This is a genomic window from Emticicia sp. SJ17W-69, assembly GCF_051209875.1.
Lineage (GTDB): Bacteria > Bacteroidota > Bacteroidia > Cytophagales > Spirosomataceae > Emticicia.
Map to the genome: position 1 here is coordinate 216,923 of NZ_JBNTQY010000001.1, position 22,536 is coordinate 239,458.

18 protein-coding genes are annotated in these 22,536 nt (G+C 36.5%); 4 read left to right on the forward strand and 14 right to left on the reverse strand.

The window, feature by feature from the left end:
• Nucleotides 1–14: 14 nt before the first annotated feature.
• The 4 genes from ACQUQZ_RS00900 to ACQUQZ_RS00915 form a co-directional block, all read right to left on the reverse strand.
• Complete coding sequence (locus tag ACQUQZ_RS00900; protein ID WP_435352712.1) at nt 15–2,213, reverse strand: DUF5916 domain-containing protein; 2,199 nt, start codon at nt 2,211–2,213, stop codon at nt 15–17.
• Between the two features lie 177 nt (nt 2,214–2,390).
• On the reverse strand, nt 2,391–3,581 hold the full coding sequence (gene porV / locus ACQUQZ_RS00905; RefSeq protein WP_435352714.1) for a type IX secretion system outer membrane channel protein PorV: 1,191 nt from the start codon (nt 3,579–3,581) through the stop codon (nt 2,391–2,393).
• 187 nt (nt 3,582–3,768) lie between these two features.
• The gene (gene porU / locus ACQUQZ_RS00910; protein ID WP_435352715.1) at nt 3,769–7,116 is read right to left on the reverse strand and encodes a type IX secretion system sortase PorU; all 3,348 of its coding nucleotides are present in this window, start codon (nt 7,114–7,116) and stop codon (nt 3,769–3,771) included.
• Between the two features lie 92 nt (nt 7,117–7,208).
• Nucleotides 7,209–7,904: a SprT-like domain-containing protein gene (locus tag ACQUQZ_RS00915; RefSeq protein ID WP_435352716.1), complete on the reverse strand. Its 696-nt coding sequence runs from the start codon at nt 7,902–7,904 to the stop codon at nt 7,209–7,211.
• Between the two features lie 229 nt (nt 7,905–8,133).
• Here ACQUQZ_RS00915 and ACQUQZ_RS00920 point away from each other — a divergent pair, with 229 nt between their 5' ends.
• Entirely contained in the window at nt 8,134–10,233 is a 2,100-nt protein-coding gene (locus ACQUQZ_RS00920) for a molybdopterin oxidoreductase family protein (protein WP_435352718.1), read from the forward strand.
• Between the two features lie 46 nt (nt 10,234–10,279).
• On the forward strand, nt 10,280–11,041 hold the full coding sequence (locus tag ACQUQZ_RS00925; RefSeq protein ID WP_435352720.1) for a sulfite exporter TauE/SafE family protein: 762 nt from the start codon (nt 10,280–10,282) through the stop codon (nt 11,039–11,041).
• A 69-nt stretch (nt 11,042–11,110) separates the two neighbouring features.
• Here ACQUQZ_RS00925 and accC read toward each other — a convergent pair whose 3' ends face one another.
• From accC to ACQUQZ_RS00965, 8 genes are all read right to left on the reverse strand, one after another.
• Nucleotides 11,111–12,454: an acetyl-CoA carboxylase biotin carboxylase subunit gene (accC, locus tag ACQUQZ_RS00930; protein ID WP_435352722.1), complete on the reverse strand. Its 1,344-nt coding sequence runs from the start codon at nt 12,452–12,454 to the stop codon at nt 11,111–11,113.
• 44 nt (nt 12,455–12,498) lie between these two features.
• Nucleotides 12,499–12,861 carry a four helix bundle protein gene (locus tag ACQUQZ_RS00935; protein ID WP_435352723.1) on the reverse strand — a complete coding sequence of 121 codons (363 nt, stop codon included), beginning with the start codon at nt 12,859–12,861 and terminating at the stop codon, nt 12,499–12,501.
• Between the two features lie 68 nt (nt 12,862–12,929).
• Nucleotides 12,930–13,412: an acetyl-CoA carboxylase biotin carboxyl carrier protein gene (gene accB / locus ACQUQZ_RS00940; protein WP_435352724.1), complete on the reverse strand. Its 483-nt coding sequence runs from the start codon at nt 13,410–13,412 to the stop codon at nt 12,930–12,932.
• 176 nt (nt 13,413–13,588) lie between these two features.
• Nucleotides 13,589–14,161, reverse strand: coding sequence for an elongation factor P (gene efp / locus ACQUQZ_RS00945; RefSeq protein WP_435352725.1), 573 nt, complete (start codon nt 14,159–14,161; stop codon nt 13,589–13,591).
• Nucleotides 14,162–14,295: 134 nt separating this feature from the next.
• Nucleotides 14,296–15,282, reverse strand: a complete 987-nt coding sequence (locus tag ACQUQZ_RS00950; RefSeq protein WP_435352726.1) for a beta-ketoacyl-ACP synthase III — start codon at nt 15,280–15,282, stop codon at nt 14,296–14,298.
• 161 nt (nt 15,283–15,443) lie between these two features.
• Nucleotides 15,444–16,385 (reverse strand): phosphate acyltransferase PlsX, encoded by a 942-nt coding sequence (gene plsX, locus ACQUQZ_RS00955; protein WP_435352727.1) that lies wholly within the window; start codon nt 16,383–16,385, stop codon nt 15,444–15,446.
• Nucleotides 16,386–16,509: 124 nt separating this feature from the next.
• Complete coding sequence (rpmF, locus tag ACQUQZ_RS00960) at nt 16,510–16,701, reverse strand: 50S ribosomal protein L32 (RefSeq protein WP_435352729.1); 192 nt, start codon at nt 16,699–16,701, stop codon at nt 16,510–16,512.
• Nucleotides 16,702–16,802: 101 nt separating this feature from the next.
• Nucleotides 16,803–17,336: a YceD family protein gene (locus ACQUQZ_RS00965; protein WP_435352731.1), complete on the reverse strand. Its 534-nt coding sequence runs from the start codon at nt 17,334–17,336 to the stop codon at nt 16,803–16,805.
• 63 nt (nt 17,337–17,399) lie between these two features.
• On the opposite strand from ACQUQZ_RS00965, the gene ACQUQZ_RS00970 reads away from it, so the two are divergent.
• Together ACQUQZ_RS00970 and ACQUQZ_RS00975 are read left to right on the forward strand one after the other, a co-directional pair.
• Entirely contained in the window at nt 17,400–18,026 is a 627-nt protein-coding gene (locus tag ACQUQZ_RS00970; protein ID WP_435352732.1) for a phosphatase PAP2 family protein, read from the forward strand.
• Between the two features lie 157 nt (nt 18,027–18,183).
• Nucleotides 18,184–19,971, forward strand: a complete 1,788-nt coding sequence (locus tag ACQUQZ_RS00975; RefSeq protein WP_435357627.1) for an acyl-CoA dehydrogenase — start codon at nt 18,184–18,186, stop codon at nt 19,969–19,971.
• Nucleotides 19,972–20,070: 99 nt separating this feature from the next.
• Here the strand turns inward: ACQUQZ_RS00975 and ACQUQZ_RS00980 are convergent, their stop codons facing one another.
• Nucleotides 20,071–21,987 (reverse strand): adenylate/guanylate cyclase domain-containing protein, encoded by a 1,917-nt coding sequence (locus ACQUQZ_RS00980; RefSeq protein WP_435352733.1) that lies wholly within the window; start codon nt 21,985–21,987, stop codon nt 20,071–20,073.
• Between the two features lie 74 nt (nt 21,988–22,061).
• Entirely contained in the window at nt 22,062–22,475 is a 414-nt protein-coding gene (locus tag ACQUQZ_RS00985) for a DoxX family protein (protein ID WP_435352734.1), read from the reverse strand.
• Nucleotides 22,476–22,536: the final 61 nt, after the last annotated feature.

A 22,536-nucleotide genomic window follows, 5' to 3' on the forward strand; every position in this document is an offset into this window, starting at 1 on the left:
AAAATCATAAATTGTTAAACGTTCCACCAATAAGTAAATTTCAATACTAAAGACCTATTTCTAACTTGAAAAGTATCAGAAATATAATTATCGGTATAAACCAAAAACAAATCAGATGCAGGACTATAACGCCATTGTAAACGAGTGTTAAGATTGATGTTTTTGTTTTGATTGTTGAATTGAACAAAATTTGTAAAAAACAATTTATTTGTAAAAGTAACATCAATTCTTGGCCCTACAAGCCAAAAATTGTATTGTCTATTGACAAATTCTTTTGGTAAAATAGGGTCGGTTTTAAAATCTAAATGATTATAATTGGTACTCATGGTAATGGCAACATAAGGTTGAAAACGATAACTGAGGTCGGCATTTAAACGCAAACGAGTACCATTGGCATAGTAGCCACCATAGCGAGAAGAAAGCAAATAGGTAAAACGTGATTGGGGTTTTGACGTATAATCTACTCCAAATGAGTTCCACCGATGTTCGCTTCCTTTTGGAAGAAAAACACCTGCATAATTAGTTGGGTCAAATGGATTGAGCAATAATACATAATTATGTGCTACCCAGCCCATTAAGGTGCTTGTTCTTCTGAAATTGACTCGGTAGGCAAAAAGTTTTTCATTTTCAGTTTCTTTAGAGAAATCTTTGGTTAAAAAATGTGTAAAACTTACTAAAGGCCCATGACTTAGTACAAATTTTGAGGTAGCACTCGGAAAAAATAAATAGCCAATTTGAGGGTTTAATTTGCCATAATTAATACGTGGAACGTAACCCACTTCTGCGGTGTAATTATTGCCCACACGCTCGGCCTGCATACTATAAGTCCACTTTTTGTTGGTATATAGTAGATTTCCTGCCAATGCACCGTCGTCAGTTTTTGAGCTTGGGGTAAAAGCCTTTAAATACATTAATTTACCATTCCAAGCATTATTTTTTGAAAACAAATTATATTCAATAGCTACATTACGATTAAACTCAGCAATGTTTTTTGTGTCGGTAACTGATTGATAATCAAGGGTTTGTTTGTTTACGAGCATTATGGCAATATTTGAACGGGCAAAAACTCGCCTTTGAAGTGCAATTACACCAAAATTTTGAGCATTCAGATTGTTTTCATTTTTACCTGTTTGCATATCCATGAAACCGATTCGCCAATCTTTGTTTAGCTTACCACTAACCCTTGCTCCAAAACGAATGGGAGCATTTAACCCAATGCGACGAGAAAAAAATGGTCGAATATTTTGATAACCAAAGTTTGAAAATAAATCTCCATTTTCCAGAAAAAACTGCCTTTTTTCTGGAAAAAGCAATTCAAAACGATCAAGATTCGTTTGTTGTTGATCAACTTCGACTTGTGAAAAATCTGGGTTTACTGTCAAATCTAAATTAAGCGAAGATGTCAAGCCAACTTTTGCATCGAAACCAAAATCGCCTCTCCAGTCAGTTGGCGTTTTTTTCTCATGATTTCGATTTACACCACCTAAAACGAATGGAATAATCGAAATATTTGAACCCGTTTGTGGCGGGGCTTCGTCCCAAATCAAAGAAGCAGCATAAGCGAGCGAAGCCGTTGGAAATTGACGAGGAACAGGAGCCCAAGCTGATTTTTCAGTAGTTTTTAAGTCTAAACGACTAAAATTTACCCCCCAACGAGTAATCCCTTTTTTGTAACGTAATGTTTTGAATGGAATGGCACATTCCCAAACCCATTTATCGTCATCATACTTTACTTCTGATACCCACTTGTTATCCCAAGTGGTTGTAATGGCTGCTCCATTCGACATCAAGCCGTCCCATTGAGCTCCCATAGCACTTGCTCCGAAAGAAAACCCATTGGTTTGGTCATCGAATGTATCTAAAAATAGCAAATCGTTATCGTTTTTACCAAAAGCAAAATCTCGTTTGAGTGATTCAACAATGTATGGCCCTGGAAGTTTGTCATAATTTATGAAAACAACATAGAGGTTTTTGTCATCATACGACATTTTTACATCAGTACGCACTTTTGCATAACTGGTATCCATTGGTAAAACTTGGTAAAAATCAGTCGCTAATTGGGCATCAGTCCATGCTTTTTCATCAACTATTCCATCAATTTTTATAGGAGATGATGCTCGGTGAATGTGGTATTCAATTTTGTCGTTTTTCTTTTGTGCGAAAGAAAAAATGCTTAGAAATAATAGAGTAGCGGTCAGAAGGGTTTTGAACATTATAATTTAAGGTTATCTAAATTTAAGGGCATGGTCATATTCTAACAAATTTAGTTTTTTTTGGTCAAACTCATTAAAATATAAGTCCAAATATCAAAAATATGCGACCAATTGAAAAAAAAACGTCGGCATGATTTTAAACCATGCCGACGTTAAGACGATTTTTGATAATATTAATTAATTATCTGTACTTTCAGAAGGATTACTCACCTTTTTGGCTTCCATATCAAAAATCAAAGAAACACGCCAAGTGTTTGCCAGTGGGCTGCCTGTTGTAGTCGGAACTAAGTAAGCCAAGTCAATACCATAACTGTTTTTAATTCTAAAGCCTAAACCCATTGTTGCATATTTTCTTCCACCTTTAGAATTGCTTTCTGCAAAATATCCACCACGAATAGCAAATATATTATTATACCAATACTCCATCCCAAGTGAAGCTGTAACTTCGCTAATCTCTTCTTTGAATCCATTAGGAGCATCGTTGAAAGAACCAAAAATTCCCGAAATAACACCTGTTGTGAGCGGGTCTTTGCCTTTGATAATTGCTCCTGTATTATCTCTCAAAGGAGGAGTAGGTACTAAAAGTTTATTTACATCAACCAAGAAATTAAATTGATTGTGGGCATCTATTTTAAAATTCAATCCACCGCCTAATTTAAGATTAGTAGGTAAATAATAAGCATCTCTGCCGTAGTTTACTTTACCACCAAGGTTTTGAATAACGGCTCCTGCCGAGTAGATTATTCCTTTATCTTTATTGGTTGAGCTTGGTTTTTCTTTGACATAATAAAAAGAAATATCTCCTGCAACGGTATTGGCTGGTTTACTCGAAGAATTATTGACAACTTGAGAACCAATAAGGTTTGAATGGATATATTTCAAATTCAGACCCATAGAAAAATCTCTACCCAACCTTGTACTATACCCTCCTGCAATGTTAAATTCTCTTGATTGAAAAGTTCCATTGGGCTGGCCTGTATTAGTAGTAAACTCTATTTGCCCTTGATTAAAGTACGTCATAGAAAGGCCTAATGCCGAATTCTTAGCTGTTTTTTTATAAATAGCCGCATGTAGCAAACCCATGTCATCAACCAAATCACGTAACCAAGGAGTATAGGACACTGTTGAACCAACACTTTTATCAATAAAAGCCAATTTCGCAGTGTTCCAATACATTGAGTTAGCATCTGGTGTTGACGCTACGCCAGCATCTCCCATGGCAGCTCCTCTCGAATCTGGTGAAATTGTGAGAAAAGGTACAGCAGGAACGATAACTCTTTGTTGACTTTTATTATTTACTTGTGCTTGGCTCGTCAAGGTATTCATCAAAACTACACTTGCCAAAGCGGTTAATAATTTACTTTTCATGTGAGATTTTTTAGTATTCTACCCTTCAATTAAAGGTTTTTAAATGGTTTGTACGTATTTGATTTACGATTAGTATGAATGGCCGAAGTAAAGAATATCAATATGTTGATGACTCTAAAATCCGTAATTAGTCACATATAATTCGTAAATTTCTAAAAACAAGGTCAAATATAACAGATTTTCTTAATTATTTCCAAAAAACCATTTTCCCAGATGCGGTGCTTGAAGCATTTTCAGAGGAAGAATTGGCTGAAATTTGATAAAAATAAACACCTTTTATCCAATTTTTTGACTCAATATTCATGCCAAGGTTTACCGTTTTATCACAAGAATAACAGGTTTCTTGCTTTTCAAAAACAACTTGCCCCGAACCATTAAAAACAGCTATTTTAAATATCAAATCTTGGTTTTCGGCATTGTGTTCAATATAAAAATTAGTTGATTCTTCAAATGGATTTGGAAAGTTATAAACGCTTAGAATCTTGATTTTTTGGTTATCAACTATAAACTTTAACGACACTTCGGAAGAATTATTATAGGTATCCCAAACTTTTAATTTAACGGTATATTCGCCTGCTGCTAATTTACCAAAAGGATATTTTAATAGGCCTTTCGTATAGTCATTTTCACTTGTAAAGTATTGATTAACAGGTATTTGCAAAGTGTCATTGAGCGTCAATATCATCTCATGTCCAATGCCAGCCTGTGAAATATTAATGCCGTTTTCGTCAGAAATAAGAGCTGTTAGTAGATTATTGTTATCAACAGAAAGACTTATTTTTGGGGCTTGTGTGTCGGTTTCAATATTGATTTCACTGCCGCCAATTAGTAACTCATTATAGCTGCCAATCGCATCAATAGTACTGTCAGTTGATACCGCATAGAAATTCACTCTCCCTTGCCCTAATTGGTAGTTTATATCTTTTGGTACAATGAAATTAACCTTAAAAATGCCATTTTTAACATCTACTTTTCCTTCAAAAATCTGATTTCGATAAACTTTATACAAAAACTTTCCATCATTTTTTTGATTTAAAGTGCTGACTTCTGAAGGTTTATCAAAAACAGAAATAAGTATTTTTCCATTAAAATCTATCTGGAGATTATTATTGGCAGCGTTTAAAACTTCGCCTTCTAATTGTATTTTTGATAACGCTTTTAATGTTTGTTTGTCTGGACTTTGATTATTGATTTTAGTCAAAATAACCTTGTCTTGTGGATAGGCTAATTTCATAGAAGGATCTCCCAAAAGAGAAAAGTTTCTATTGATCACACCACTAAAAGAATTATTTTTTGTTTGTTTCAAAATATCCCCTAATCGCCCCGAATGAGTACTATTTTTTGTTGCAAAAGCTTTATAAAATGCGGAATTCAATAAATAATTGGTATTTGAATAAACAGGTCGAGTGGTGGTAAGTAAGCCAATCGCTGCTCCACGAGGACTTAACATGGCCATTTCTGCTCCCGAAACATTCCCTGGGTCGTCAAAACGCCCAAATGAACAAGTGGCGGTCAAGAAAAGTGGCATATTATTCAAATTCCTCCAATTTTGAATTTGTTCTCTCGTCAGAATCTTTTCTTCTGTCCAGCCATCTGTGCCACCATGCCCACTATAATTAATGATCAATGAACCCTCGTTGACGGCCGCGTTGAGTGTTTTGTTTACTTGTGGAGCAATAGCACCATTGGCGGTAGCTATTTGAGGAAAAGCATCAACGTATATTTTGTTGATTAACAGATCTTTACTTGTTTCCGCCGTTAATTTTGAAATATCATCAGCATCTTTTTGATGAATATTTCCATCACCATCATCCGCTACAAAACTTATTTTTTCTCGCCAATTGCCAACCGTTTTTGGGTTGTTGGCATAGAAAATAAGTTTATCAACTACATTCTTTGCTTCATCTTCTGTTTTTACGGGAAGGCGTCCAATACCAATTTCAAGCGTATGATTTCCCTCGAAATTCTCTGTCCATTCGCCTTCATTTTCCTCAAAAAATCCAAAATAATCATCTGATGCGTAGCTTCTTACTGGGTCGAGTGACTCACGACTTTCGTAAGTTGGAATCATCAGGTTGGTGTTGATTGATGAGTATTGGATGAGGTTTTTATAGTCGAAGGTGGCATCACTAAAAAGTAATAAATACTTGAATTTTTGAGGGTTTTGTAACCATAAAAAACGGCCAAAATCTCGAATAGCAGTGAGATCAGGTTTTCCCGAAGAAAACTCATTATAAACTTCATCAACATTGACTACCAAAACATCTAAACCGTCATTTTTTTTACGAAAATTGGCTAATCTTTCGGCTTGTTCTCTCCATTTTTTTATTGTAACTATCAATAAATCAGGTGTTTGTGATTGTCTAATATTTTGATTAGCTATTTTTTGTATCGTATTTGGTTCGATTAAGTTATTCTCAGAAAAAAGTACAAAAGTTTTTAACATACCATTTGTTTCTGTTCCAAAACTTGCTTCAGAATTATTTAATTGAAACAATATGTTTTCAGGAACAAGAGGATTGCTAATATTCCATATTTTTTGTTGAGAAGATGCCTGTGAAACGATAAAATTGGTCGTTTTATTTGCTAAACTTTCTATCGAACGAGCAATGGTTTGCTGTTCATAAAATTGCAATTTTCGTTTAGTTTGAACCTCGAAATAATTCAAATAGGCAACAGATGATGTTTGACCGTTTTTATCGAAAATAAAACTAAGTTTTTGCGTATTTTTACCATTAGAAATACTTGAAAATGATTGAATGTTTTCATTGCCTTTGACGTCGTAAGTACCTGCACCAATTGTTCGTAAATTTTGAACGCCAACTAAGGAATCAGTGTTTAATTTCACACTTACTTTAGTTGAAACAAAGGAAGCTCCCAAAATAGCTGAAGTGATTTTAATAACAGAATTTGGTAAAAGCCCTTCAGTTTTTAACTCAAAACTTTGTTCACTGCTTAATCCAAAAGATTCACCGTACCATTCACGTCCCGAACCCCCTAAATCTTTACCCCCTAAACTCACGATATTTCGTTGGTCAATTTCATGAAAGATAAAATCATCGAAACTATTGACCGATTTTGTGGCAGCAACCAAGCTCTGATTTTTGATGCGTAAACCCTTTGTATCAGCGATATTTAGGAAGTAAAATGTAGAATCAGAATACGGATTGTTTTTGTGTGTAAGTAATTGATTATCAGTGTTATAAAATACTTGGTGTGGATTATCAGCAAAGAAAATTATATAGTCGGAAGTGTCAAATTTCCCATCAGTTTCGCCAATAACTTCAATAGCATTTTCAACTAAATCTATTGGACGAGGAATATAATTGGCCTGTGGTAAAATACCCCCGACATTGCCATAAATTCTTATATTTTGAGGATTGATTTTTGAAACATCAATACCTGCATTTTTCAAAAAATTAGCATCAATTTTATGTACACCCGTTCGTGTCGTAGCAATTTTGTACCATTCGCCTTTAGAAAGTACGGAAGATTGTGCGTGCGAGGTGAAATAGGAAAATAGAAAAAAAAGCAAGAATATTGGTGCTTGCCGAATTTTCGATTTCGATATGTTTTTTAATTGATTCAAATATTTTTTTGACAGATAACAGTTAATTGTAAAACGATTTATTCAATAAGTTTTACTCTTGCGGTGGCTAAAATAGTATATCGTCTTTTAGAAGTTTTTTCTAAACATAAAACTCTGGTACGACGTATCTCTAATTTCTGAAAAACAGTATTTCTAAATAAAAACCATTGTTTATCAGTTACTTCTGATAAAGAAACTTCATTTTCATCTGCCACATCAAAACTTCGCAACGCTTCAAATAATGGTGCATAACTCACTGAAGATGCAGCAGGATTTTGCATATATTGACTCAATGGAATGAGAACCCTTTCAGGAAAAACGTTTAAATTGAGGATTGGTGTCATCAAATCCTGAAATTTTTTTTTCCACTCTTTGCCATGAGGTTCAATTTTACGCCTGCTTTTTTCAAGCCAAGCTCGTTGGTGAGCTATTTCATGAATGTACGTTATCAAAAAAGCATAATGATGAAGGTCGTTATTAATAGTAATCTTATGGTGGCCGTCACGGAAAATATAATTCCCAAAGCAGCTACTACGTGTACGAGAGATTTTAAAAGAAAAAGGTTGCTCCTGCCATAATTTGAAGCAATACTCAACCGCTGTTTCGGGTACATGTTTTGCCAAAATCTCTTGTATTTTTTTCGCAACAGCAGGTTTTGGTGGGTCGAGCTTAGATACAGTAGGTTTTGCCTCTATAACATTTTGAGCTTTTTTAAAGAAATCGGAAAGAGACATAAATTAAAAGAAATGGACTTATAATAATGCCCAAATTTAGCATGATAAAAGCGATTTATAAGATTTAGAAGGTTGATTTTTTAAGATTTAGCTAATCGGTTATTTTTCTATCCCAATATTTACAAAGTAATTCGCTTGAAATCTAAAATCTTTTGTAGGAAAATTTGGAAAACATCTCCCCAAAAACACCTAACTTGCTTACCTCAATATTCAACACTAAAAACCTAACATGAAAGACTTAACTCACTTCCGTACTTGCAATCTTTGTGAAGCCATGTGTGGACTCGAAATTAAAGTTGAAAATGGCGTCGTGACAAAAATTGAAGGAGATAAAAATGACCCTTTCAGTCGTGGTCATATTTGTCCCAAAGCTGTCGCTTTAAAAGATATTTATGAAGACCCCAATCGCCTAAAATTTCCAGTGAAACGTACTGAGAGTGGTTGGCAACAAATATCTTGGGATGCTGCTTTTGAGGAAGTTGTAAGAAAAATTAAAGAAATTCAAGCAAATTATGGCAAAAATGCTGTTGCAATGTATCAAGGGAATCCTTCGATTCATAATTTAGGGACTACCATGAATTCACCACTTTTTGCCAAATCTTTAAAAACCAAAAATATGTTTTCGGCCACATCAGCCGACCAGCTTCCGCACCATTTTGCTGCATGGCAAATGTTTGGTCATCCAATGCTCATGCCAATTCCTGATATTGATTTTACTGATTACATGCTAATCATTGGTGGAAATCCAATCGCATCCAATGGTAGTATAATGTCGGTGCCAGATGTTGCCAATCGCTTGAAAGCTATTCAAAGACGAGGAGGGAAAGTTGTTGTGATTGACCCACGTTTGACAGAAACTGCTGCCAAAGCCGACCAGCATTTTTTCATTCGCCCAGGAACAGATGCTTTTTTACTTTTGGCCATGATTCAAATACTTTTTGCTGAAAACTTAGTGAATTTAGACAGATTAAGCGATTTTACAGATGGAGTGGAGCTTTTAAAAGAAATTTCTATGGAGTTTACACCTGAAAAAGTTGCCAAACAAACAGGTATTTCTGCTGAAAATATTCGACAATTGACGCATGATTTTGTCAATGCTAAAACAGCCGTTTGTTATGGAAGAGTAGGGGTTTCAGTACAAACTTTTGGTAGTATTGCTCAATGGCTTATCAATGCGATGAATGTTTTAACAGGAAATCTTGACCGAACTGGCGGAGCAATGTTTACCGCTCCAGCAGTTGATTTTCTGGCAAGAGCTAAAACAGATAATCGTTTTAATCGTTGGCAAAGTAGGGTCAGAGGTTTGCCCGAATTTTTGGGTGAATTGCCTGTGGCTACACTTGCAGAAGAGATTTTGACCGAGGGAGAAAATCAAATAAAATGCTTGATTACCAGTTGCGGCAATCCAATTTTATCAACGCCTAATGGTGGTCAACTCGATAAGGCTTTTGAAGCATTAGAATACATGATTGCGATTGATATTTATATTAATGAAAGCACGCAACATGCTGATATTATTTTGCCCCCAGCCACAGGTTTAGAAGTGCCACATTATGATATGACATTTCATGTGTTGGCGGTTAGAAATACGGCCAAATTTTCGGAAGCACTTTTCCCAAAAGCCGAAGGAGCAAAATACGATTGGGAGATTTATCAAGAATTAGCTTATCGCATGAATCACCCCGAATCAAGCAATGAAGGTTTTGTTTCAGAAATGCCAGAAGTGAAATTAGATTTAGGTTTGCAATTTGGTCCTTATGGACTTTCGCTTCAAAAATTGAAAGAAAATCCACATGGAATTGATTTGGGAGCGTTGAAGCCGTGCTTGCCAAGCCGACTTTTTACGCCCGAAAAAAGAATCAACCTTGCTCCAGAAATATTGGTAAATGACATTGAAAGACTACGTAAATCATTGAATATGAGCAGTTTACAAAATGGATTCGAGTATTTATTGATCGGAAGAAGACATTTAAGAGACAATAACTCTTGGATGCATAATTCGGAAAGATTAGTAAAAGGCCGTAATCGTTGTACTTTAATGATTCATTCGGAAGATGCAAAAAGTTTGAGTCTTGAAGCCAATTCTTTGGTGAAAGTAACTTCAAGAGTTGGTACTATTGAGCTTCCTATCGAAATAACCGACCACATGATGCGAGGCGTGGTGAGTATGCCTCACGGCTATGGTCATGCACGAAAAGGTGTCCAATTAGATGTGGCTACCCAACATGCAGGTGTGAGTATCAACGACCTTACTGATGAGTTAGTTTTGGACGAACTCACTGGAAATGCTGCTTTCAATAACGTAGCTGTAAGAGTAGAAAAAGCATAAATTTTTAAAATAATTAGAAATCCTATAATCCAGAAATCGTTTAATCGTGTCTATTTTTCTTGCTTGTTTGGCTGCTTTTGTAGCAGGTTTTATTGATTCAATCGTTGGAGGAGGAGGCTTGGTGCAAGCTCCAGCATTGTTTATTTTATTCCCGACTTATGCTGTTCCACAAATCATAGGAACGAATCGTTTTGCCTCATTTATGGGAACTGGGGTTGCGGGTTATCAATATTCAAAAAAAGTGAAAATTCCTCTTAAAACAGTACTTTATGCAGGAATTGGAGCAGGAATCATGTCATATTCTGGGGCATTGATTTCGAGTTTGATGAGCGAACGCATCTTGAAACCTACGATTTTAATCTTGATGACTTTGATAGCGATTTATACCTACCGTAAAAAGGATTTAGGTCACGAAGAAAAGCATCGCTTTGAATTGGACAAAGTTCCCCTTTACGGACTATTAATTGGCATGACAACAGGCTTTTACAATGGATTTGTAGGGCCTGGCACTGGAAGTTTATTGGTTTTTGGCTTTGTAAGTATCATTGGTTACAATTTTCTTACAGCTTCGGCAATTTCGAAGGTTGTCAATGTAGTAGCTGATATTTGTTCACTAATATTTTTTGTGGCGAAAGGTTATGTGATGTTTAGCATTGCATTGCCAATGATGGTCTGTAATATGGCTGGCTCGTATGTAGGCAGCAGAATGGCACTTTTACGAGGCAATGGTTTTATTAGAATTCTCTTCTTGGTAGTAGTTTTTGGCCTAATTCTGAGGTTTGGCTATGATATCTGGAAGATGTATTGAGAGCAGAGAGTAAAAACCTCATAGGTTGTAAACGGTGCGACGCTTCGCAACCTATGAGGTTTTAGAGATTTATATGTCTGAAAAGTCAAAATCTTCCAAGAATTTGGTAGTAAATTTACCAGATTTGAAAGTTTCATCATCCATTAATTTGATATGGAACGGAATCGTAGTTTTGATACCTTCTATTACAAATTCTTGCAAAGCACGCTTCATACGAGTCAAAACTTCTTCTCTTGATTGACCTGTGATAATCAATTTCGCAATCATTGAATCATAGTTTGATGGAATAGTGTAGCCTGCATAGACATGGCTATCAATTCTTACACCATGTCCACCAGGGAAATGCAAGTTAGTGATTTTTCCTGGTGATGGGCGGAAGCCATTGCGTGGGTCTTCAGCATTGATACGACATTCCATTGCGTATAATTTCGGGAAATAGTTTTTACCCGAAATAGGCACACCTGCGGCTACTTTGATTTGTTCTTTAATCAAGTCAAAATCAGTAACTTCTTCAGTAATCGGATGCTCTACTTGAATACGAGTATTCATTTCCATGAAATAGAACTTTCCGTGTTTGTCAACCAAAAACTCAATCGTTCCTGCACCTTCATAACCAATAGCTGCCGCTCCTTTGATGGCAGCTTCTCCCATTTTCTCACGTAATTCTTGTGAAACGATTGGCGAAGGCGTTTCTTCCACTAATTTCTGGTGACGACGTTGAATCGAACAATCACGCTCTGAAAGGTGGCAAACTTTACCATATTGATCGCCCACAATCTGAATTTCGATGTGGCGAGGCTCTTCAATGAATTTTTCTAAATATAAACCATCGTTTCCGAAAGCAGCACCCGATTCCATTTTGGCATCGTCCCATGCTTTTTGAAAATCTTCTGATTTATGGATAATTCTCATGCCTCGTCCGCCACCACCAGCAGTTGCTTTGACGATAACAGGATAACCCATTTCTTCGGAAAGTTTAATGCCTTCTTCAACCGATTCGAGCAAACCATCTGAGCCTGGAATAACAGGAACACCAGAATCTCTCATAGTAGCTTTGGCAGTTGCCTTATCGCCCATTGAGTTGATTTGGTCAGCAGTTGCTCCAATAAATTTAATGCCATATTCGGCACAAATTCTCGAAAACTCAGCATTTTCTGACAAAAATCCATATCCTGGGTGAATAGCATCAGCATTGGTGATTTCAGCCGCCGAAATGATATTCGGAATGCTCAAGTATGATTGGCGACTGGCCGCTGGGCCGATACAAACAGCTTCATCAGCAAATCTTACGTGCAGACTTTCACGGTCGGCAGTAGAATAAACCGCAACTGTTTTGATGCCCATTTCACGGCAAGTTCTGATAATTCGGAGGGCGATTTCGCCTCGGTTGGCGATTAATATTTTTTTAAACATCTTTTCAGTTATCAATTATCAGTAATCAGTAATCAACAGAAAACTTAGTTTTTGTTTATTCTTGTTGATTTCAGAATCGAAAACAATATTTTACCTAATTCATCAGCATCTTCATGAATACTAACAAATGTTTTTTCGTCAATGTAATCGGTATCTTTCAAGAGTGATAACCAATATTTGGTTTCTAAACATTCTTTATATGCGATTGATACCTTTGCAGAGAATTCGGCTTTAGAAATCGCTCCATTGGCTTCAGCAATATTCGCTCCAATAGATGTCCCACTTCTCAGTAACTGCTTCGATAATATAAACTCTTTTTTGGTATTACTAAGGTATTCGTAGACTTTTACAATTCTAATTGCAAATTTGGAAGCTTTGTTATACAAGTTATTGTTATCAAAAAACATTATTTATCAAAGATTGTATTTTTAATAAATAGATTTCTGTTCACTGTTTATTGATAACTGTTCACTGTTTAAGGTTCAACCAAGAACAAAGGCTGGTCAAACTCAACTGGTGTTGCATTCTCAACTAAAACTTTTACAATTTTACCAGAAATTTCAGATTCAATTTCGTTGAAAAGTTTCATGGCTTCAATGATACAAACAACTTTTCCAGTCGAAACATCATCACCAGCATCTACAAAATTTGGTTTATCTGGCCCAGCCGAACGATAGAAAGTACCAATCATTGGAGATTTAATTGTAATCAAATTACTTGCTTCGGCAACTGGTGCAGCCGCAACGGGAGCTGGTGCCGCAACTTGTGGTGCTGCAGGAGCAGGTGCAGCCGCAACTGGAGCAGGTGCAACATAAGTTGGCTGTGACTGAACCGCCACTGGAGCAGCATTAGAATAACGCTTAATAGCCAGCTTCAATTCCGAAGTTTCGATATTTACCTCGTCTAAGCCTGATTGAGATATAAAATCTATTAATTTTTGAATGTCTTTTGTTTCCATGAAGGGTAGAGATTATTCGTGGTTTTTTAAGTATTTGTCTTACAAATGTATAAAGAAAGACGATGCCTACAAAGAAATTTGAAAAAGGCAAAGTATGATTTTGGAATTATTAATTCCGAACTCTTTTATGCTATTTCCAAAATCTCAAAAAGATATCGTCTTCAAAGATTTTTCAATTATCTGCCTTCTTTTACTCTTGAGTCGTATTCATACGTATTTGTATTTACACGAATCAGCTCATCGTTTTCGATGAAAAGAGGCACTTTAATAGTTGCTCCTGTTTCTACTGTTGCTGGCTTGCTTGGGCTGGTACTTGTATCACCTTTCAAGCCTGGCTCAGTGTATGTAACTCTAAGCTCTACGTATTGAGGTAGCTCAACACTCAAAATAGTTTCTGTTTCTGCATGAACTAAAACCGATACATTTTGACCATCTTTTAATAAATCGGCTTGAGGAACTAATTTTTCATCTAAATTAAACTGCTCAAAAGTTTCTGTTTCCATGAAGTTGAACCCATCTTCATCTTTATAAAGAAATTGGAATTCTCTTTTTTCAATACGAGCGGTTGTAATAGTCACACCGGAGGTAAAAGTATTATCAATTACTCTTCCACTTTTGATATTTCTCAACTTTGTTCTCACGAAAGCAGGGCCTTTGCCGGGCTTTACGTGTTGAAATTCTACAATTGTATAAAGGTCATTGTTAAATTCTAAACAAAGACCATTTCTAAAATCTGCGGTTGTTGCCATTACTAAATATATCTTTTTTTATTGATAATGTATTATTGATAAAAAATAATGTATAATTGAGAATGCTTTATTAAAAATACTTCTATCTTGAAGTCACATTAATTATTCATTTTCCATTATTAATTATCCATTAATTAATACGCCCATTTTACATAAGCAGCTCCCCAAGTAAATCCACCTCCAAAGGCTGCTAAAATTAAATTATCGCCCTTTTTGATTTGTTTTTCATAGTCAAATAAACAAAGTGGAATTGTTGCGGCAGTAGTATTGCCATAATTTTGAATATTAAGCATAACCTTTTCATCACCAATACCCATACGACGAGCAGTTGCATCAATGATTCGTTTATTGGCTTGATGGGGAACTAACCATGCGACATCATCACCAACTAAGTTATTTTTTTCCATTATTTCGGCCGAAACGTCTGCCATGTTGGTCACCGCAAATTTGAATACCGATGGACCTTCTTGGTGAATATTGTGCCATTTCTTATCAACAGTTTCATGACTGGCTGGAAAACGGCTTCCGCCACCTTTCATAATCAAATGATTCTCACCTGTTCCGTCAGAACGAAGAATGAAATCCATCAAGCCACAATCTTCTGTAGTTGGTTCGAGTAAAACGGCAGCTGCACCATCGCCAAAAAGTACACAGGTCGTACGGTCAGTATAGTCAACAATTGCCGACATTTTATCTGCACCAATTACAATTACTTTTTTGTATCTGCCCGACTCAATGAATTGAGAACCAACAGATAAGGCATATAAAAAACCAGAACAAGCTGCTAAAATATCAAAACTTCCGATGGTAGGAATGCCACATTGGGTACAAACTAAGTTGGCAGTAGAAGGAAACATGTAGTCAGGAGTCACTGTTGCACAAATGACTAATTCGATGTCTTTTGGGTCAGTACCTGTTTTTTCGAGCAAACCCTTCACAGCCTCAGATGCCATGTGAGAAGTAGCTAAACCATCGCCTCTCTGAATGTGGCGTTCTTTGATACCTGTTCGAGTAACAATCCACTCGTCGTTGGTTTCTACCAATTTTGCTAAATCTTCATTGGTCAAAATATCTTCAGGCACATAGCCATGAACGCCTGTGATGGCAGCTTTTAGTTTCATTTATTATGTATGGTCTATCCCGAAGGCAACGCACCTTTGGATTTGACCGTTTAGTTTAGGATAATGGTAAAATTCTAAAATAAACAGCAACAAGAATAAGTACCTGTGAAAATCAAATAAGTGATTAATAATCAATGATTTACACAGATGAAGGTAAAAAATCAATCTTCGTAAGCCGCAATTATTTGCTCAGTTACTCTTGATTCTACTTGTCTTTTTGCCAAGTAAATCATGTTTTTAATAGCTTCAGGAGAAGAAATTCCGTGAGCTACAATTACATTTCCCTTAATACCAATAATTGGACTACCACCACTAACTTCATAATTCATGCGGTCAATCAAAGGGTCTTTGATACCTTTAGAAGCAGCATAGTCATAAAAAGATTCACCCATTTTAAAAATCACATTTCCAGTAAATCCTTCGGTGATGATTACGTCGGCTTTGCCATCAAACAAATCACGACCTTCAACATTTCCGATAAAGTTTAACTTTTTATTGATTTTTAATAATTGGTGAGCAGCTTGTACTACAGTAGAACCTTTTTGTTCTTCTTCTCCAATATTTAGTAATGCAACGGTAGGGCGTTCGAGACCAAATGAGAATTTGGAATAAAGCGAACCCAGTTCAGCAAATTCAGCTAAAACTTCTGGTTTACAGTCGGCATTAGCACCAATGTCAAGCATAAGGCTATAACCACCGTTTTTCAAGGGAAGAAAACCAGCAATGGGTGGGCGTTGAATATTGCCAACGGTTTTGACTGTGAAAAGTGAGCCGACCATCATCGCACCAGTATTTCCAGCACTACAGAAAGCATCGACTTGCTTTTCTTTTAAAAGTTTAAACCCAACTCCAATGCTGGAATTGGGTTTTTGAGAAAATGCTCGTGTAGGATGTTCACCCATCTCGATGACATCATCAGCATTAACCATTTCAATAGCATGAGCAGGATACTTCAGCGTACGCAGAATATCTAGCATTATACTTTGTTTACCAATTAGTACCAGTTTAACTCCTTCGGGTAACTGATTGGCGGCTATGACAGCACCTTCGACGATGGCTTTGGGAGCAAAATCACCCCCCATAACATCAACGGCAATTTTCATAAAGCAATCTCTTTGGTGAGTAAATATTTGTTTTTGGGTATTAGCTACTGGTGTCTATTAATTGGTTTTAAACCAAAAGTACATAAAATTAAAGTAACCAGTATCCAATCGCAAGCATTAAACTTTAAACCTTTTGGTAGCCTTCTGCAACTAATTTGCCTTTGTAGAACAAATTGCCTTCAAATACGTGAGCACGGTGACGAACGTGAATTTCACCTGTTGTTGCATCTACCGATAATGCTTTGGTTGATAAAGAATCGTGCGTTCTACGCTTATCTCTTCGTGTTGTCGAATGTCTTCTTTTAGGATGTGCCATTTTACTATTTTAAAATAACTATGTAACAAATTTTATATATCTAAATTAATAAAAAACGAAGAAACTAAAAAGCCGTTTTGGCTGCTTTTGATTCTCTATTCTTAATTATTCATTCTTAATTTATTTAGAGCTGCCCAACGGGGGTCAATCTCTTGCTCTTTTTCTTCGACTGTTTCTTTATCTGTTGAATAAAGTAATAAGCCTTCTTCATCAATTTCTTCATCCCTAAATCTTGGATGAAGTCTTTTCATTGGTATCGAAACAGCAATAAAATCATAAATATGTTGAGCAATATTTATTGTTGGCGTTCCATAAGGAATCATTTCGATTTCGTCAGTGATTTCTTCATGACGATCGCCATATTTATAAATAAACCTCTCAAAAATATGAATTGGTTCATCAAATAACTCAAGACTACGGTCGCAAGTTAGCTCAACGCTACCCGTGATTTCAAAATCCAACTGAACAAGCGATGAATTTTTATTGAGTTTAACAATAGCATTGAAACTTCCCTTCGTAATAAGGGTCTGTTCAAAGGCCTCGAAAAAGGTATTCCCGCCCTCGAATTCAAAGGTATAACGCTTATCTTCGAGTCCGTGAATGTGAATGTCATATTTTGATAGTATCTTGCCCACGTTTTCACAGAAAGGTTGCAAATTTACGGCTAATTTTGGAATTACGAAAGTTTCTTAGAGAAAATGCTTAAAATACTTATAAATAACCGCTCATTTTTTTTTGTTTTTTTGCTTTGGCTCATTGTTGGGGCATTATTACAGCTTATTTATACCCCAACGGAGTTGATGTTTTGGGTCAATGCTCACAATAATGAGCTACTTGATATTTTTTTTAAATACCTAACAATTTTAGGAGAGGATTTAGTTTGGTTAGGACTTTTGATAGGCCTTTTGTTTTCAAAGTATGCTTTAAAAACAGAACAGACAGATAAAATAAAGTTTCTTTTGATCGCATGGTTGGCTAAGGTTTTTGTTTCTGTTTCATTGAAAAATATATTTAGTTTGCCTCGCCCGATGGAGGTTTACCAGAATATGGGACGAGAGATACATGTAGTCAAAGGAGTAGAGATACATTATTTTCAAAGTTTTCCATCAGGACATACAATGACTGCTTTTGCCTTTGCGTGTTTCGTTACACTTTTTTTAAAGCAACCAAAATGGGGCGTTTTTAGTCTTTTGATAGCAATCTTGGTCGGATATTCTCGAATGTATCTCTTTCAACATTTCCCAAGAGATGTTTTTGCAGGGGGCATTTTGGGCGTAGCGGTTGTGACCATTACTTGGATTGTGAATAAAAACTTAAAGACCTAAACAAATTTTCTTCTTTTTCAAAACAAGCATTTGTTTTCATCAAAATAATCATTCTTTCAAAGTGCAAGTCTAATGAAAGTCGGCAATGGCGTACAAGTTTGGTGATGTTTTATTGGCGAAAGACCTTCAACAAAATAAAAATTCAACCTATAAGATTATGTTTTATTCAAAAAGAGATTTAAGTTTTCAATTGTTTGAAATGCTTGATAGTGAATCACTGACACAGTATTCTTATTTTCAAGACCATAACCGTGAATCATTCGAGATGGTACTTGACGCTGCCGAGCAGATTGCCGAAAAAATGCTTCGTCCACTCTTAACCGAAATGGATAGAAATGAACCCCAACTGGTTGACGGTAGAATTAAAGTTCATGCTGGAATGAAGCCAATTGTTAAGAAATTTGGTGAAGATGGTTGGGTAAATGCTTCATTTAGCTACGAAGAAGGGGGACAACAAATTCCTGCTACGGTACTCAATGCTGCTGCATTTATTTTTCAGACCGCTAATTATTCGGCAAGTGTTTATCCTTTTCTTACTACGGGAGCGGCCAATTTAATTCGTACATTCGGTTCGCCTGCTTTGATTGAAACATTCACGCCAAAAATGTATTCAGGTGAATGGCAAGGAACTATGGCATTGACCGAACCTGATGCAGGAAGTTCTCTTTCAGACATCACAACTTCGGCCGAACCGACTGAAAAAGAAGGCGTTTTTAAGATAAGAGGTCAAAAAATTTATATTTCTTGTGGAGACCACGATGTATGCGACAATGTAGTGCATTTGATGTTGGCAAAAATCAAAGGTGGACCCATTGGCGTAAAAGGAATTTCGTTGTTTGTTGTTCCTCAAAAACGCATTGAAAATTCAAAATTGATTGATAATGATGTGCTTACAGCAGGTGTTTACCATAAAATGGGTTATAAAGGGGCTCCAATTGCTCATTTGATGGTTGGTTCAAATGATGATTGTTTGGGATATTTGGTGGGAGAGCCACATAAAGGGTTAAGCTATATGTTTCAAATGATGAACGAGGCTCGTATAGGTGTAGGAATGAATGCCGCAGCTATTGGGACAGCCGCTTATTATGCTTCATTGGCTTATGCAAAAGAGCGTCCACAAGGCAGAAAAATTTCAGAAAAAGACCCAACAAAACCGCAAACGAGTATCATTAATCATGCTGATGTAAAACGAATGTTATTGTTTCAGAAATCAGTTGTAGAGGGCTCGCTGGCTTTGCTTTTATATTGCAGTAAATTGTCAGATTTGATTCATGTGGAGGAAGGCGAAGCCAAAGAAAGAGCCAGTTTGCTTTTAGATTTGCTTACACCAATTGCAAAGTCGTATCCTTCCGAAATGTGTTGTCTTTCAACAAGTGCAGCCGTTCAAATTTTAGGAGGAGCGGGCTATACAACTGATTTTCCTGTTGAACAGTATTACCGTGAAGCAAGAATTCACCCGATTCATGAAGGAACAACGGGCATTCATGGGCTTGATTTATTGGGTCGAAAAATCACCATTCATAATGGAAAAGCAACTCGAATTTTCTTTGAAGAAGTTTCAAAAACACTTTCTAATGCCTCAAAAACAGTTGATTTACAACCGTTTGGTGAAAAGTTGCAAAAGTATTTAGGTAAAGCCCAGCAAGCAACTGGCTTTCTATTAGGCTTAGCAGGCAAGGGCGAGACAGAGAAGTTTTTGGCTGATGCAACACTTTATTTAGAAATGTTTGGCATCGTTACAATTGCGTGGCAATGGCTGAGTCAAGGAATTGTTTCCCATGAAAAATTAGGCAATGCACACGAAACCGACCAAAACTTTTATCATGGAAAACTCGCTACGATGCGGTATTTCTATGAGTACGAATTAGTGAAAGTAGATTCTTTGGTAAAACGTCTGCAAAGCGAAGATAGTGTAACGATAGAGATGCGAAGTGAGTGGTTTTGATAATTTTCGGTGGTTGAGCGAAGCCAAAACCACCGAAACAATAACCTACTTGGTTGCCTGAGCGAATCGGACTGTCGAAGGCAACGAAGTTGCATATCATTACGCCAAGCCAAGCCGCTTCAATAGTTGCTCGGTGCGTGGGTCTTTGGCCAAACCCATCTGAGGAAAAGTTAAGTAATACTTGCAAAATAAAACCTCTGCCTCTTTTTTATCTATGGCTTGCTCAAAATAACGATAGGCAGTATCATATTCACCCAACCCTAAATAAATTTGGGCAAAATTAGTATCACTTGCCCATTGGGTTTTTCTCAGATTTTCCATGTTTTCCGACATTTCCATTGCTTTGTTTTTTTCGCCCATCAAGCCATGTATTAGACCCAGAGAACCCAAAATCGTTGCAATATTTAGTAGTTTAGCGGCTAATTCCATCTGAACAAGGGCTTCTTCCAATCTATTTATGCTCACATACACCAACCCAAGAATATGGTAACCGCCATAAAAATTAGGTTCAAGTTCAATCAATTTTTTACCTTGTTCTATCGCTTTTTCATGAAACCCTGCCATCCAATAAATTGAACCAACCTGTAAATTGATAATTAATGAGAATGGTTCGAGCCTTTGTGCTATCATAGCATGAGCAAAGGAATCCGTAATTTTATCCATAATAACAAGGCATTGAGCGTAATATATATGTCCGTCGGCATAATTAGGATTCAATTCAATGGCTGTTTCGAATTCTAAGATTGCCGCCTTGACATCCTTCTCATAATAAATTTTTGCATTTGCTACTACTGTATGACTTTCTGCACTGCCTTTGTCCAAATGAAGAGAATGTTTACCCGCTTCAATCATTTGAGGTAAGCACTGTTCGGGGGGTAAAATATTAAAGTGCCATAACCACCCATAACACTTCGCAATTCCAGCATAAGCAATAGCATAGTCAGGCTCTATGGCAATGGCTGCCTGATAAGATTCAATGGCTTTGTCCAACGCCATTTTATTAACATGAAAAAGCCCTTGCAGGTATAATTGATAGGCTTCGATGTTGTCGGTGTATTTTTTCAACACGGCTTTCTTTGCTTCGCTCAATAGTTTTATTTTGATAACCTCCAAAATAGCTAAAGCGATTTCGTCTTGAATATCAAAAATGTCTTCCAGTTCTCGGTCATATTTCTCCGACCACAGATGATAACCGTCAGAAACCTTAATCAACTGTGCCGTAATGCGTAGTTTATTACCCGATTTCCTGACACTTCCTTCCAAAATATGATTGACATTGAGTTGTGTACCAACGCTGCGAAGGTCTTGGTTTTTGCCTTTAAAGCTAAATGCAGAAGTACGCCCAGCCACTTTCAAATTCGGCACTTGTGCCAACATATTGATAATTTCCTCCGAAATCCCATCGCTGAAAAACTCCTGTTCAGGGTCGCTGCTCATATTGGCAAATGGCAAGACTGCAATGCTATTTTCTTCTTGAATAATGGTTTGTTCTTTTATTTCGGTAAAAGTTTCGGCATCCGTCGCTGTATTTACTTCATAAATTCTGACAGGTTCTTTTACATTTTTGAGAGTTTCTTCTTTTACAAAACTGCTCTGGATGTCTTTTTTGTTAGTAATATTATGATGCACCGACTCCGAAACATAAATACAACCTGGCTTTGCGGCAGCCTGAATTCGAGCAGCAATATTGACGGCATCGCCAAAAATATCTTCATTTTCAAACACCACTTCGCCCTGATGAATACCGATGCGTAATTGATAATCTTTGGCAGCATTGCAACCTTCCTGAATCTTGATAGCAGCATTGACAGCATCAGAAACCGTATTGAAACTCGCCATGACACCGTCGCCTAATTCTTTTATCCAACGCCCGTTGAACTCTTCGATAATAGGTTTGTGTAATGCCCTATTTTTTACCAAAAATTCAAAGGCTTTTTGTTCGTCTTTACCCATTAAGGCAGTATAACTAACAATATCCGTAAACATAATTGCAGCTAATTGGCGAGTTTGAAGCATATTTTTTTAATTTAAATAGGATTATAAACCTTCATTAAATATAAATAGAGTAAAGAATAACTATCAGAAGAGTTTTACCCCACCAAAGCAAACACATAAAGCCCAAAAGCCAGCAACAAAAAGTAGCCAACCAACGAAGCCGCTCCAGCATAATCTTTGGCGATGCGTTGGCCTGTAAAAAGGCAAAGAATAGAAATAAGAGAAAGCTCTAAGCCTAAAATAGCAAAGTCAGCTTGTCCTTCAAAAAAGTAGAAAATTCCACCAAAAAAGGCAAAAATACCTGCCAAAACTTCCAAAATGGTAATAATGATGAATAAAACTCCTGAAAAAGAATGGAAGATAGTTTTGGCAAAAACACTTTGAATGTAGCCTTTATTGCCTTTAAAATCTATCACTTTATCAAAGCCAGATTGTAAGAAAAGTACGCCAGCAAAAAGCGAAATAATTACCTGAAGGATTTTGAGTAGGGTATGGTCGAAAATGTGCATAGTTTTTAAGGTTTAGTTTTCGACAAAGATAAGAAATCAGTTAATAATTATCAGTTATCAA

Excerpts from the sequence above, each read along its gene's own strand:
- ACQUQZ_RS00970 (WP_435352732.1), top strand. The coding sequence starts at position 17,400 with ATGCTTAAAATACTTATAAATAACCGCTCATTTTTTTTTGTTTTTTTG.
- accB (WP_435352724.1), bottom strand. The coding sequence starts at position 13,412 with ATGGAAACAAAAGACATTCAAAAATTAATAGATTTTATATCTCAATCA.
- ACQUQZ_RS00900 (WP_435352712.1), bottom strand. The coding sequence starts at position 2,213 with ATGTTCAAAACCCTTCTGACCGCTACTCTATTATTTCTAAGCATTTTT.
- porV (WP_435352714.1), bottom strand. The coding sequence starts at position 3,581 with ATGAAAAGTAAATTATTAACCGCTTTGGCAAGTGTAGTTTTGATGAAT.
- ACQUQZ_RS00985 (WP_435352734.1), bottom strand. The coding sequence starts at position 22,475 with ATGCACATTTTCGACCATACCCTACTCAAAATCCTTCAGGTAATTATT.
- ACQUQZ_RS00935 (WP_435352723.1), bottom strand. The coding sequence starts at position 12,861 with ATGTTTTTTGATAACAATAACTTGTATAACAAAGCTTCCAAATTTGCA.
- accC (WP_435352722.1), bottom strand. The coding sequence starts at position 12,454 with ATGTTTAAAAAAATATTAATCGCCAACCGAGGCGAAATCGCCCTCCGA.
- ACQUQZ_RS00920 (WP_435352718.1), top strand. The coding sequence starts at position 8,134 with ATGAAAGACTTAACTCACTTCCGTACTTGCAATCTTTGTGAAGCCATG.
- efp (WP_435352725.1), bottom strand. The coding sequence starts at position 14,161 with ATGGCAACAACCGCAGATTTTAGAAATGGTCTTTGTTTAGAATTTAAC.
- rpmF (WP_435352729.1), bottom strand. The coding sequence starts at position 16,701 with ATGGCACATCCTAAAAGAAGACATTCGACAACACGAAGAGATAAGCGT.
- ACQUQZ_RS00980 (WP_435352733.1), bottom strand. The coding sequence starts at position 21,987 with ATGCTTCAAACTCGCCAATTAGCTGCAATTATGTTTACGGATATTGTT.
- ACQUQZ_RS00975 (WP_435357627.1), top strand. The coding sequence starts at position 18,184 with ATGTTTTATTCAAAAAGAGATTTAAGTTTTCAATTGTTTGAAATGCTT.
- ACQUQZ_RS00915 (WP_435352716.1), bottom strand. The coding sequence starts at position 7,904 with ATGTCTCTTTCCGATTTCTTTAAAAAAGCTCAAAATGTTATAGAGGCA.
- plsX (WP_435352727.1), bottom strand. The coding sequence starts at position 16,385 with ATGAAAATTGCCGTTGATGTTATGGGGGGTGATTTTGCTCCCAAAGCC.
- ACQUQZ_RS00950 (WP_435352726.1), bottom strand. The coding sequence starts at position 15,282 with ATGAAACTAAAAGCTGCCATCACAGGCGTTCATGGCTATGTGCCTGAA.